Origin of the sequence: Nocardia sp. CA-107356 (assembly GCF_050946365.1) — a bacterium.
GTDB lineage: Bacteria > Actinomycetota > Actinomycetes > Mycobacteriales > Mycobacteriaceae > Nocardia.
In genome coordinates, this window is the sequence record NZ_CP191992.1 from 1,394,977 (window position 1) to 1,406,263 (window position 11,287).

Here is an 11,287-nt window from a genome sequence, read left to right on the forward strand (position 1 = left end):
CGGCTTCCAGAATGTAAGTGGCACTAACATAGCAGAATGTTAGAGTTATTTACATAGAGACTTTCGGTCGCGTTCGGCACTGCGCTCGCCGGTGTGGTCGCGGGGCGGCATCAGGAACGGAGCAATGTGGCACGCACGGCCTATCATCACGGCGCACTCAGGCAGGCGCTGATCGACGGCGCGCGGGAGATCCTTGCCGAACAGGGGTACGAACGCTTCAGCCTCAATGAGGTCGCCCGCCGGGTGGGTGTGAGCACCGCCGCGCCCTATCGTCACTTCGCCGGCAAGGAAGAGTTGCTTACCGCGGTGGCCGAACAGGGCTATGAATTGCTGCGACAAGACTTCGAGCGTGTGGCTACCGCTACGCCCGAGATCCGTGCGCGACTACTGCGCCTGGGTGGGGCCTACGTGCGTTTCGGACTCGAACATCCAGACCTGTTCGCGACGATGTTCCGCAGCCGCCCGGGTTCGGGCCCGATCGGCCTGGAAACCTTCGAAATACTCCTGAACGCCGTTGTGCGGGCCCAACAGTCCGGCGTGCTCTCCTCGCGGCCCTCGCCCGAACTCATGGCCCGATCCATCTGGTCGGCCTTGCACGGCATCACGGTCCTGAGCCTGCGCCAACCGCACGAACGGTTCGGCTTCAACGTGCCACCGGAAGACCTTGCGGCCGAAACCCTCTCGGCGCTGCTGGGGCTCTAGGGTGCGCCGAGCGCGCAAACGAAGCGGGCGATGCGCTACCCAGGTGCACCGATCAATGAGGTTGCGCTGCTGCGGGTTTCGCCCCGAGGGCACGGAGCAGCATGTCGGTGAGAGTGTCGAGTTCGCCTGGCTCGAGGGGGGTGGCGCGGACGGAGAGTCGCCAGTAGAGGGTGGCGGGGATGATGTCGAGGGCCAGTTCGGTGGGGAGATCGGCGGCTAGTTCGCCGCGGGTGATCGCGCGCTGGAGTAGTTCGGTGCCGCGGTCGCGCCGCGGGATGCCGATCATGGTGGCGACGACCTCGGCGAGTTCGGGATTGCGCGCCGTCTCGGCGATCAGGTCGGGCAGGATGCGCGAGAATCTGGGGTGGGTCAGCCATTCCAGCAGTGCGTCGAGTGTTTCGCGAAGATCGCCGCGTAGCGAGCCGGTGTCGACGGAGATCGCACGGGACACGCTGAACTCCGAGATCACCGCCATCGCCATCTCTTGTTTGGAGGGCCAGCGTCGGTAGAGCGCGCTCTTGCCGACGCCCGCTCGTTTGGCGACGGCCTCCATCGACATGCGGGCGAAGCCCTGCTCGGCGAGCTCATTCAAGACGGCCTCGGTAATCGATCTGGTGATCTCTGGTTGCAAGACGGCGGCGCCGGTCGGCGTGCGACGAGTCATGAGGTGATTGTAGCGAGTGGACGAGACGGTATCGTCCGGCGTACATTAGGACGGGACGGAACCGTACCGTCCTAATGTTAGGAGACCCGATGACCCCTCGTGAACTCGTCGACCATGCGCTGACCCTGCTGCTCGCGAAGGATATGGCCGGTTTCGCCGGTCTGTGGGCGACGGACGGGGTGCTGGAATTCCCGTTCGCGCCGCCGGGCTACCCGACTCGGCTGGACGGCCGTGATGCGATAGCGGACTATATGCGCGACTACCCGTCGATCGTGGATATGCGTGAGATCACCTCTCGGACAGTGCATCAGAGCGTCGACCCGAATGTGGTGATCGCCGAATTCGAGGCCGCCGGAATCGTTGTCGCCTCGGGCAAGTCGTACCGCATGCGCTACATCGCCGTGATCACCGTGCACGACAGCGAAATCCGGCATTACCGCGACTACTGGAATCCGGCGGCCGCAGCCGAGTTGCTCGGCGGCGCCGAGCAGCTGTCGAGCGCGTTTCATGGCGGTAGCCATGAGTGAGGTGCTCGTCATCGGTGCGACCGGGACCACCGGTCGCCGAGTCGCGGGTTTCCTGCGCGAGCGCGATGTGCCGATCCGGCTCGCGACGCGCACACCAGGGGACGACGACCGTGCGCAGGTCCGATTCGATTGGGCTGACTCGGCAACTCACGTAGCCGCGCTGCGTGGGGTGTCGGCGGTGTATCTGGTCGCCCCGATCGGCGTCCACGAGTCGGCGCCGCTGGTCGAGCCCTTCCTGAAAGTAGCGGTGCGTGAAGGAGTTCAGCGGGTGGTGCTGCTCGGCTCCTCCGCCGTGCCGTCCGGGCCAGCGGGATTCGGTGCGCTGTACGACCTGGTCCGCTCGACCATGTCGGAATGGGCGGTGCTGCGCCCGTCCTGGTTCATGCAGAACTTCACCGGCCAGCACGCGGCAGCCCTAGGCATGCACGGCGGCGAAATCGTCACTGCCACCGGGGAAGGAAAAGTGGCGTTCATCGACGCGGACGATATTGCCGCCGTCGCCGGGCATGCGCTCATCGATGCGGTCGCGCACAACACCGAGCACATCCTGACCGGACCCGATGCGCTCAGCTACGCCGATGCGGCCGCCATCATCACCGAACATATCGGGCGTCCGGTCACCCATCGGGCGATGTCGGTCGCCGAGATCACCGTCCGACACATCGAATACGGCATCCCCGCGGACTTCGCCGCCATGCTCGCCGGTCTAGACGACGACATCCGTGTGGGCGCCGAAGACCGCGTGACCGACACCGTCGAAACCGTCACCGGCCGCAGCCCACGGTCCTTCCGCGACTTCGTGAAGGCGGAAATACGGTGAAGCAGTTGCTGTTCCACGACGACATCCAGTTCTGGTTCGAGACGGCGCGCTTGCTCGGACACGCGAGTTACGGCGGCGCCGATTTCGGTGAGGTTGTGGCGACCGCCGCCCGAATCGATTCCGGCGACTACGACAGCTGGTACGACGCCTGGCTCGCCACCGCCGAGCGGCTCAGTGCGGAAGCCGCTGTGGCGCGGCCGATCAGCGCGCGCGACGGATTTCTGCGGGCGTCCACCTATTACCGCTGCGCCGAGTTCTTCCTGCACGGCAACCCGAAGGACCCGCGCATCGACTACGCCCGCGGGCGCGCCGTCGAGTGTTTCCATGCCGCCATCGCCCACTTCGACGGGATCGAACCGGTCGAAATCCCCTACGAGGGAACAGTTCTGCGCGGTTACCGCTATCGAGCGCCCGGGCCGGGTCCGAAACCGGCGCTGATCATGCACAACGGATTCGACGGCTCCGCGGAGGAACTGCATTTCTTCGGCGCGCCCGGCGGCCAGGAACGCGGCTACGACGTGCTCACCTTCGACGGGCCGGGACAGCCGAGCGCGATCCATCATGACAAGCTGCCGTTCCGGGCGGACTGGGAGCGCGTCGTCGGCCCGGTGGTGGACTACCTCACCGCCGATCCCGAAATCGATCCGACCCGGATCGCGCTGCTCGGGGTGAGCCTCGGCGGCATGCTCGCACCCCGCGCCGCCGCGTTCGAGCCACGGCTGGCGGCGGTGGTCGCGGTCGACGGCGTCTACGACGCGGCAACGGCACTCACCCCGTACCTGTCGATCGACCGCGACGAACTCGCCCGCCGCGCCGCCGCCGAGGAAGATCAGGAACTGGACCGCATCATCGCCGCCGCCCGCACCGCACACCCCACCCTGCGCTGGGCCTGCGACCACGGCAGATACGTGATGGGCGTCGCGACCGACCGCGAATTCCTCGCTGCCTATTCGGCGTATCACCTGATGGACGGAGTAGCCGAGCGGATCACCTGCCCGGTACTGGTCTGCGAGGCGGCCGACGACCTGTACTTCGCTGGGAATTCGGCGGAGGACTCCGAACCGCGCCGCCTGTACCGCCACCTCACCGCACCCAGAACCTTGCTGACCTTCACCGACGAGGAGGGCGCCGCCGCACACTGCCACAGCGGCGCCCAACGCTTGGCCGTCGCCCGCATCTTCGACTGGCTCGACCGCACGGTGTGATCTGGCGCCGCCGCTGCTCGGCACTCGCCTCGCGCTTTCGGTTCTGAACGCCTCGTGGTCTCGAACGCAGTACGTGAGACAACAGCGATCGAGCTGAATCGGTGGGGCCAGTTCGGCGTGGCGTAGGTCCTCGACGTCGCGGCGGGTACGGCCCGTTCTGAGCATGCTCGATCGGGCCACCGCCAGAGACGGTGCATCTTTGGCCTACTTGGATTCGACCCGCCCCATCGGGTTGGGGTCGGCGGTCAGCGCGTCGCGCGCTGCCTGCCAAGCGGGTTCCCCGGGGTAGAGCTCGCTGCGGAGGTAGGCGCAGGTGAGCCGCTGGACTGCGGACACTCGCTCGGGGTTCTCGTCCGTGGTCTCGGCGACGTCATATCCGGAGACCCCGCCGAGCCCATGCTCTGCGTCGAACAGGGTGAGCAGCGACTTGGGGCCGGGCGCGAGGAAATACGGATCGGTGTGCCAGTCCGGGCCCCGAACCGTGAGGTGGGTAGAGGAGTCCTTATCACCCGCGACCACGAGTGTGGGCGTTGTCATCTGGGAGAAGTCTGTGGTCGAGAAGAAGGGATAGTTCTCGGCGACGGACTCGGTGAGGGCGTCGCCGCCGCGGCCGGGGGCGGCGAGCAGTACCCCCGCCTTGATCCGGGGCTCGGCCAGGTCCACTTCCGTTCCGTCGTGCGGATCGATGAGCCGGGCGCCCAGCAGCAGGCTCGCGGTGTGCCCGCCCATCGAGTGCCCGGCGACGGCGACCTTGCTTCGGTCCAGACGCCCGAGGAGCTGCGGGACGGCGGCCTCGATCGCGTCGAGCCGGTCGAGGATGTGCGACATGTCTTCGGCCCGTGATCGCCAGTACAGCGGTGCCTCGGGAGTATCGGGAGCCAGGCTCAGTGTTGTCGAACTCAGATGTGTGGGCTGGATCACGACGAATCCGTGTGCCGCCCAGAAGTTGGCGAGGGGGGCGTAGCCGTTCAGCGAGGAGAGGTTGTTCGAGTAGCCCTGACCGTGCGAGAGGAGGATGACCGGCAGTTCGTTCCCGGTCACGGGTGCGGACACTCGCACCTGCAGGTCCACGGCTCGGTCCGGAGTCGACAGCACTACCGGACCGACCGACAGGACCGGAGTCGGCGAGGTGAAGGTGTCGGCTGGGTAAGTCGATTCACTCATGATGCGTATTTCCCTTCAATGGCCTCTGGTGCCGGTCTCGTTCGGCTGGGCGGCTGGTGCGGCGGTCAGGTGGGTTCGGCTTCGATTAAGCTGAAGCGGAGCGTTGCTCCGATTAATATACGGAGCGGTGTTCCGCTTTGTCAACGGCCATGGAAGGAGAGCGTGGTGCCCACTGCAGGCCAGTCCGGGGAGGTGCCAGCCCGAAGCAAGCGGGCCGACGCGCTGCGCAACCAGCAGACGCTGCTTGCTGCCGCCGCGGCGGTGTTCGTCACCTCCGGCGTCGATGCGCCGATCCGGGAGATCGCGGCCAGAGCGGGCGTCGGGATGGGAACGATCTACCGCCACTTCCCGACTCGGGCGGATCTCGTTGTCGCTGTCTACCGCCACCAGGTCGAGGCATGCGCCGAGGCCGGTCCGAGCCTGCTGGGTAGTGCCGACTCTCCGCTTGCGGCACTGCGTCAGTGGGTCGACCTCTTCGTTGACTTCCTGGTCACGAAGCACGGGCTCGCTAACGCGCTGCAATCGGACAGCAGCGGCTTCGACGCCCTACACACCTACTTCCTCGACCGCCTGGTGCCCGTCTGCGCCCAGTTGCTAGACGCCGCAGTCGGCGCTGGCGAAATCGAGCCCGGTACGCACGCCTACGAACTGATGCGCGGCATCGGCAACCTCTGCATCGGACGCGGCAGCGACCCGCGCTATGACCCCCGCCGTTTGGTCGAACTACTGCTGCGGGGACTACAGCGACCGACGACTACGTGATACCGGCTGCGGCGGAATGCGGGAGAAAACCATGATCGGGCAAGTTGCCCGCGATCGTGCTCGATGCTGGTGGCGGTGCCGCGCATCGCACGGAAAAAGTAGCGGTGAGATCGACGAATGCCGTTGTAGCGCTATCATTTACGGATTCGCGTTTCTTGCACCGGTCGATCGAGGTCGGGGCGGGGGACATCCCATATCGCCAGCGTATTTCCGCCGGATGGCAGGGAAGGCTTGTTACGATGATCGAGGATATCCAGGGAGGTGCGGTGTCGGACGTCGAGCGAGTACCGGCGGGCGTCGACCCTTCGAAGCCGAACTCGGCCCGGGTGTACAACTACCTGCTGGGTGGTAAGGACAATTATGAGGTGGACCAGATGCTGGCCCGCCGCATGTTGCAGATAGCGCCGGATACCAAGACGCTGGCCTGGCTGGTCCGCAAATTCATGCTCCGCGGCGCCGAGATAGCGGCCGAGGCGGGCGTGCGCCAGTTCATCGATATCGGTGCCGGGATCCCGGCCTCACCAAGCCTGCACGAGACGGTCCAGCGGATCGATGCGTCGTCGAAGGTGGTGGCCGTCGACTACGACGCGGTCGTGTTCGCGCATAACAACGCGCTGCTGTCCCGTCTGCCCGGGGTGACTCCGATGCTGGCCGATGTACGCCGTCCGGATGACATCATCGAGCGAGCGCGCACCGAGGCGCAGATCGATTTCTCACAGCCGGTCGCGATTGTGCTGGTCGGCGTGCTGCACTACATCATGGACGAGGAACATCCGGCCGAGATCATCGCGCGTTTCCACGAGACGCTGGCGCCGGGCAGCTACTTCATCTTCACCCACGGGTCCGATGAAAGCGATCCGGAGTTCATCGCGCAGTCGACCGCTCAGGCCGCAGGTAGCACGGCCCAGGTCCTCTTCCGAACTCGCACCGAGGTGGCCAAGTACTTCGACGGTTTCGAAATGCTCGAGCCCGGCCTGGTGCCCGTGCAAGACTGGCTCGACGGTGCAACGCCGAAAACCGGGCTGGTGCTCATCGGCGGCGTCGGCCGCAAGAACTAGCCGAGAACGCCGGGCCGCAACAGTATTCGGGCGGCCCGTTCACTGCGCCGCGGCGATGGCATCGGCGCGCGCCACCATCGCGTCGGCGATCTCCCGTGGTCTGCGGCCGAGCCCGCAGGCACTCGCGACCCCGTCGACGGGTCGACCGAGCGCGCTCTCGACCATATGCAGCGTCTGCACCTGCTCCGCCTCGGTCGGGGTGTCGTGTACCAGGCCGGCATAGAAGGCGGTGCCGTCACCCAGCCGCAGGTCCTTCAGCGGCGCATAGAATTCCGGCAGCGTCGACGGCGGCACATCACCCGCCGCCAGCGGTCCGTGTACGTACTCCAAGACGCGGCCCGAGGGCCAGTGCCGCGCAATGGAATTGGCCAGATCCACCAGCGGCCGGGTATCACGCATCTTGGCGCGTGACTTGTTGTTCATGCTGCCGAGGCACAGGTGCACCCCGAATCGGGTGTCCGCCGGTGCTGCGGCGGCGAGCGCGGCGATGCCACGGCCCAGTCCGAGTGCCGCCTCCACCTGCCGGTGTGCCGGTTGCATTTTCGATAGCAGCACCAATTCGGCGGTCGCCTCCAACTGGATGACGACGTCGTCGCCGACCAGGTCGCGGATCGCCGCGATATCGCGCACGGAGGCGTCGGTGAACGCCTGCTTATGTGATCGCAGGCCGGATGGGCCAAGGGCGATGAACGTCAGGGTGAAATCGGTCGGCATGCCCATCTGCAACGAGAGGCCGGGCAGATCGCGTGCCTCGCGCAGTTTCTGGAAGACCGGCAGCGCCTCTTGGGTCTCGCGAAGGTAGCCGAGATCCATCATGCCGCCGGTGAGTTCGGCGCCACGGGTGACGCGGTGCAGGGTGCGTTCCTGGCTGGTGCCCCAGCTGCCGGGCTTGCGTACCTCCAGCGCACCCTGGGATACCAGATCCGCGATGATCGGCTGGATGTAGAACTCGTAGCGGCTCGTCTCGCCGGTCGGCAGCGTACGCAGCCGCGAGCCCGCCCCTTCCAGCATCGCCCGCATCGCATCATCCGTGCTCTCGGCCGGGAAACTACCAACAAAGTGCACACCACGCGCGACCATGTCCGGATTGTATAACGCAACCTTCCCGCATCCGGTCCAACGCCCGGCATGTCCGCTGTGTCGGATGTGCCGTCGAGGTCGGAGCGGGCCATGTTGCCATGACGAATCATCTTGTGCGGTGTCGTGATTCGCCAGAATGTGGCGCAATTTGCAACTATGGCCCAGTTTGGGTGCTTGCCACTCGACGCAGGCCCTGGGGGTGGTGGCGGGATCGGTCGATCCGGACGACTTCGCCCAGCTCATACCGCGTGAGCGCGACTGAGGGAGCGATCGCGTACGTATTGACCTGCTGTGCAGTCGGATTCGGGTCGCCAGCGAGATTCCGATCAGTGCCGCAACGGAATCGGGGACCGGACGTCGATTTACATGACGCGTGCAGCAATTCTTGCGCGGCGGCGAACTCGCGCTATAGCCTGCCAACTGAACGGCTGATCAGGATGTCAGACTGCCGATTCTCATACATCACCAAAGGGAGCGCGTCCCGTGCGAAGCTCGGTTCGGTCCATTATCGCATTCGCGGCCACAGCGTTGCTCTGTCTCGCGCCGGGGGTAGCCGATGCCGACGACACCGCGGCGTCGGGTGGTTGCCAGGCGGTTACCTTCCCGGTGCCGCAGGGGAATCTGGCCGGGACGCTGTGTCTGCCGCAACAACCGACCGATGTCGTCATGGTGTTGATGTCGGGCTCCAATTACAACGCTGGCTACTGGGACTTCGCCTACCAACCGGAGACCTACAGCTTCCGCCGGGCAATGAACAGGGCCGGTTTCGCGACGCTGACGATGGACCGGCTCGGTAACGGCCACAGCACCCACCCCCCGGCCATGACACTGACCGCCACCGCCACCGCGGACGCCCTGCACGAGATCGTCCAGTCGCTGCGGCACGGTTTCGCTGGTGCGCAACCCTTCGGCAAGGTCGTGACGGTTGGTCACTCGCTGACCTCGGGAACCTCCGTCATCGAGGCAACCGCGCACAACGACGTCGACGGTGTACTGCTCACCGGCTACTCGCACACCCTCAATATCCCCGAGGTACTCGGCGTTATCGCCACCTACTACCAGGCGGTCAACGATCCCGTATTCGCCGGTCGCGGAATGGATTCGGGCTATCTCACGACCCGGCCCGGTACCCGGGCCAAGGACTTCTTCGGCCCGGACGCCGACCCGAAGGTGGTCGAGTTGGACGAGCAGACCAAGGAGGTCTTCTCGCTCAGCGAATACCCGGATGGCCTGACCTCCACGCTGCCGGGGATGTCCGCCTTCATCAAGGCGCCCGTCATGATCGCCAACGGCAGCATGGACCGATTGTCCTGTGGCCCCGCGTATTCGATCTGCCGGGACGCCCCCACCCTGCAGGCGGCGGAGGCACCGTACTTCGCCCCCGCCGCGAAACTGCACACCTTCGTACTGCCGGGCAGCGGACATTCGGTGAATCTCGCACCGAATACCGCTGCGTATCAGCAGGCCGTCGTCGACTGGGTGAACACGACCATCAAGTGACGTTCCGCCTGAGGCGGGTTGTCACGCAGCGATCTTCGCGCGATACGGGTGCGGCGTCGCGGTCGTGCGCAGTATGGCGATCGGCTGTTTGCGCAGTCCCATGGCGGCGGCGGCCAGTGCGGCGCCGAATGCGGAGATGGCACTGAGCGTGGCGCCGAGGTCGAGACCGGCACTGGCGATTCGGTGCTCACCCGCCCCGAGGTTCGAGGCCATGTCATTGCCGAAGAGCCAGCTGAAGAGTCCGGCATGCGATGCGGATTCGGTGAGTCCGCGCAGCTCCGGCGCCTTGCTGTTGAGATACAGCAGGGCGATGAGCACGAAGAGAGCGGTCACGCCACTGGTACCCATGACCAGGCGCGACAGCGTCTGGCTGCGCACCCGGAAATACAGCACGACCGAGAAGACCGTGCCGACCACTGCCATGGTGATCAGAACGGCCCATCCGCCGCTGATGCTCACTGTGTCCTGACCGCCCGATTGCCAACTGCTGCTGGTGAAGCCGTCGATTCGGCCGAAGGCATTGGCGCTGACCGTGCCGTTGGGTCCGGTTGCCGAAACCCAGGGCTGGAACAGTAGTAGGAACGTGAGCAGACTCAGGCCCGCTGCACACAGGTAGCCCCAGTCGGATCGTAGATCGAAACGTTGCGCGGTCAGTTCGCGAATGCGATAGCCACTGTTCTCGGACCGGCCGAGCTGAACTTCATTGACTTGCCAAGGCGTTGCGTATGCCATTTCTAACCACACCTGCTGCGCCACTTCCTGATCGAGGAAGCGGGCACTGCGGGGCATGTCCTCCTGCGGGACCGAATAAAAGGAATTGGTCAGGACGACATCGTCCTGTTAACAGGAAGTTACGTTAGGCCGCTTCGCTCCGTAGGGGCAACGTGATCCCATGCACAGACTTCGGTGTTACGGCGGCGTCGAAAGCCGTGGTCCGAGCGTTGCTCACCCGGATGGTGACGGTGAATTCCGCTCTCTCATAGGTGTTTTCGTGGCAGGTGTACCGCCGCGGCAGCCGAGCCGGTGCGGCGGCAGTGCGAGTGGCATCGGCGCCGCGGTTGTGACCCGATCAACAACTCCGGCAATGGAATCGAGCTACTGACTACTCAGTAGTAACTGGTATCGGCTCTCGAGTCCGTCCAGTAATGATTCGAGGCCGACCTCGAATGCGACCTGATCGATTCGCTGTTGCCGGTCGGCGAGTAGGTGAGCTTCGTTCAGGTGTGGGTATTCGTCGCCGTAGACCTCGGCGTCGGCGGGGAAGCCCGCGGCGAAGGAACCGAGGGAGGAGCCGGTGAGGAAGTAGCGCATAAGCGTGCCAACGGTTGTCGCCTCCCGGCGCGGCCAGTTCGCCGCCACCAGACCGCCGAAGACGGCATCGGCCATGCGCAGCGCGTTGCGGCGGTGGCCGGGTCCACTCGCCAGTGCCGGGACGATGTTCGGATGCGCGGCGACCGCGATCCGATAGGACTGGGCCCAGCGTCGCAATGCCGACCGCCAGTCCGGATTGTCGGCCGTCAGTTCGCCGAACATCGACGTGTCCACCTCGCCGAGTACGGAATCGACCAGCGCGTCGATGAGTTCGTCCTTGGTGCCGACGTGGTTGTACAGCGACGGTCCCTGTACGCCGAGTTCGGCGGCGAGGCGGCGGGTCGAAACGGCAGCCAGTCCTTCCGCGTCGACAAGGGCCAGTGCGGTCTCGACGATGCGCTCGTGGCTGAGCAGTGGTCGGCGGGGTCGCGCCATGTATCGCCTCCTCTCGGTGCTCGCATTCTTGCAGCAGCCGGAAAAAACTTGCGCTGTTA

12 protein-coding genes are annotated in these 11,287 nt (G+C 65.5%); 7 read left to right on the forward strand and 5 right to left on the reverse strand.

What is annotated here, in order from left to right; translation table 11 throughout:
* Window positions 1-126 precede the first annotated feature (126 nt).
* Window positions 127-702, forward strand: coding sequence for a TetR/AcrR family transcriptional regulator (locus ACQP1G_RS06350; RefSeq protein ID WP_433199302.1), 576 nt, complete (start codon window positions 127-129; stop codon window positions 700-702).
* A 52-nt stretch (window positions 703-754) separates the two neighbouring features.
* On the opposite strand, the gene ACQP1G_RS06355 is transcribed toward ACQP1G_RS06350, so the two are convergent.
* Window positions 755-1,366, reverse strand: a complete 612-nt coding sequence (locus tag ACQP1G_RS06355; protein WP_433199305.1) for a TetR/AcrR family transcriptional regulator — start codon at window positions 1,364-1,366, stop codon at window positions 755-757.
* Window positions 1,367-1,455: 89 nt separating this feature from the next.
* On the opposite strand from ACQP1G_RS06355, the gene ACQP1G_RS06360 reads away from it, so the two are divergent.
* Genes ACQP1G_RS06360 through ACQP1G_RS06370 form a run of 3 tightly spaced genes read left to right on the forward strand, consistent with a single transcriptional unit; the run spans window position 1,456 to window position 3,918 of the window.
* Window positions 1,456-1,893 (forward strand): nuclear transport factor 2 family protein, encoded by a 438-nt coding sequence (locus ACQP1G_RS06360; protein WP_433199308.1) that lies wholly within the window; start codon window positions 1,456-1,458, stop codon window positions 1,891-1,893.
* Window positions 1,886-2,713 (forward strand): NmrA family NAD(P)-binding protein, encoded by an 828-nt coding sequence (locus tag ACQP1G_RS06365; protein WP_433199311.1) that lies wholly within the window; start codon window positions 1,886-1,888, stop codon window positions 2,711-2,713. The genes ACQP1G_RS06360 and ACQP1G_RS06365 overlap by 8 nt, the downstream gene beginning before the upstream one ends.
* Entirely contained in the window at window positions 2,710-3,918 is a 1,209-nt protein-coding gene (locus ACQP1G_RS06370; RefSeq protein ID WP_433199314.1) for an alpha/beta hydrolase family protein, read from the forward strand. The genes ACQP1G_RS06365 and ACQP1G_RS06370 overlap by 4 nt, the downstream gene beginning before the upstream one ends.
* Before the next feature lie 204 nt (window positions 3,919-4,122).
* Here the strand turns inward: ACQP1G_RS06370 and ACQP1G_RS06375 are convergent, their stop codons facing one another.
* The gene (locus ACQP1G_RS06375; RefSeq protein WP_433199317.1) at window positions 4,123-5,082 is read right to left on the reverse strand and encodes an alpha/beta hydrolase family protein; all 960 of its coding nucleotides are present in this window, start codon (window positions 5,080-5,082) and stop codon (window positions 4,123-4,125) included.
* A 165-nt stretch (window positions 5,083-5,247) separates the two neighbouring features.
* On the opposite strand from ACQP1G_RS06375, the gene ACQP1G_RS06380 reads away from it, so the two are divergent.
* Window positions 5,248-5,844, forward strand: coding sequence for a TetR/AcrR family transcriptional regulator (locus tag ACQP1G_RS06380; RefSeq protein WP_433199320.1), 597 nt, complete (start codon window positions 5,248-5,250; stop codon window positions 5,842-5,844).
* A gap of 239 nt (window positions 5,845-6,083) precedes the next feature.
* A complete protein-coding gene (locus tag ACQP1G_RS06385; protein WP_433199323.1) occupies window positions 6,084-6,902 on the forward strand; it encodes an SAM-dependent methyltransferase in 819 nt (272 codons plus the stop codon).
* A gap of 39 nt (window positions 6,903-6,941) precedes the next feature.
* On the opposite strand, the gene ACQP1G_RS06390 is transcribed toward ACQP1G_RS06385, so the two are convergent.
* Window positions 6,942-7,982, reverse strand: coding sequence for a hypothetical protein (locus ACQP1G_RS06390; protein ID WP_433199326.1), 1,041 nt, complete (start codon window positions 7,980-7,982; stop codon window positions 6,942-6,944).
* 483 nt (window positions 7,983-8,465) lie between these two features.
* Here ACQP1G_RS06390 and ACQP1G_RS06395 point away from each other — a divergent pair, with 483 nt between their 5' ends.
* Window positions 8,466-9,482: an alpha/beta hydrolase gene (locus ACQP1G_RS06395; protein ID WP_433199328.1), complete on the forward strand. Its 1,017-nt coding sequence runs from the start codon at window positions 8,466-8,468 to the stop codon at window positions 9,480-9,482.
* A 21-nt stretch (window positions 9,483-9,503) separates the two neighbouring features.
* Here ACQP1G_RS06395 and ACQP1G_RS06400 read toward each other — a convergent pair whose 3' ends face one another.
* On the reverse strand, window positions 9,504-10,271 hold the full coding sequence (locus ACQP1G_RS06400) for a hypothetical protein (RefSeq protein WP_433199331.1): 768 nt from the start codon (window positions 10,269-10,271) through the stop codon (window positions 9,504-9,506).
* A gap of 306 nt (window positions 10,272-10,577) precedes the next feature.
* Window positions 10,578-11,228 carry a TetR/AcrR family transcriptional regulator gene (locus ACQP1G_RS06405; protein WP_433199334.1) on the reverse strand — a complete coding sequence of 217 codons (651 nt, stop codon included), beginning with the start codon at window positions 11,226-11,228 and terminating at the stop codon, window positions 10,578-10,580.
* Window positions 11,229-11,287 lie beyond the last annotated feature (59 nt).

Excerpts from the sequence above, each read along its gene's own strand:
- ACQP1G_RS06385 (WP_433199323.1), top strand. The coding sequence starts at position 6,084 with ATGATCGAGGATATCCAGGGAGGTGCGGTGTCGGACGTCGAGCGAGTA.
- ACQP1G_RS06405 (WP_433199334.1), bottom strand. The coding sequence starts at position 11,228 with ATGGCGCGACCCCGCCGACCACTGCTCAGCCACGAGCGCATCGTCGAG.
- ACQP1G_RS06390 (WP_433199326.1), bottom strand. The coding sequence starts at position 7,982 with ATGGTCGCGCGTGGTGTGCACTTTGTTGGTAGTTTCCCGGCCGAGAGC.
- ACQP1G_RS06360 (WP_433199308.1), top strand. The coding sequence starts at position 1,456 with ATGACCCCTCGTGAACTCGTCGACCATGCGCTGACCCTGCTGCTCGCG.
- ACQP1G_RS06355 (WP_433199305.1), bottom strand. The coding sequence starts at position 1,366 with ATGACTCGTCGCACGCCGACCGGCGCCGCCGTCTTGCAACCAGAGATC.
- ACQP1G_RS06365 (WP_433199311.1), top strand. The coding sequence starts at position 1,886 with ATGAGTGAGGTGCTCGTCATCGGTGCGACCGGGACCACCGGTCGCCGA.
- ACQP1G_RS06400 (WP_433199331.1), bottom strand. The coding sequence starts at position 10,271 with ATGCCCCGCAGTGCCCGCTTCCTCGATCAGGAAGTGGCGCAGCAGGTG.
- ACQP1G_RS06375 (WP_433199317.1), bottom strand. The coding sequence starts at position 5,082 with ATGAGTGAATCGACTTACCCAGCCGACACCTTCACCTCGCCGACTCCG.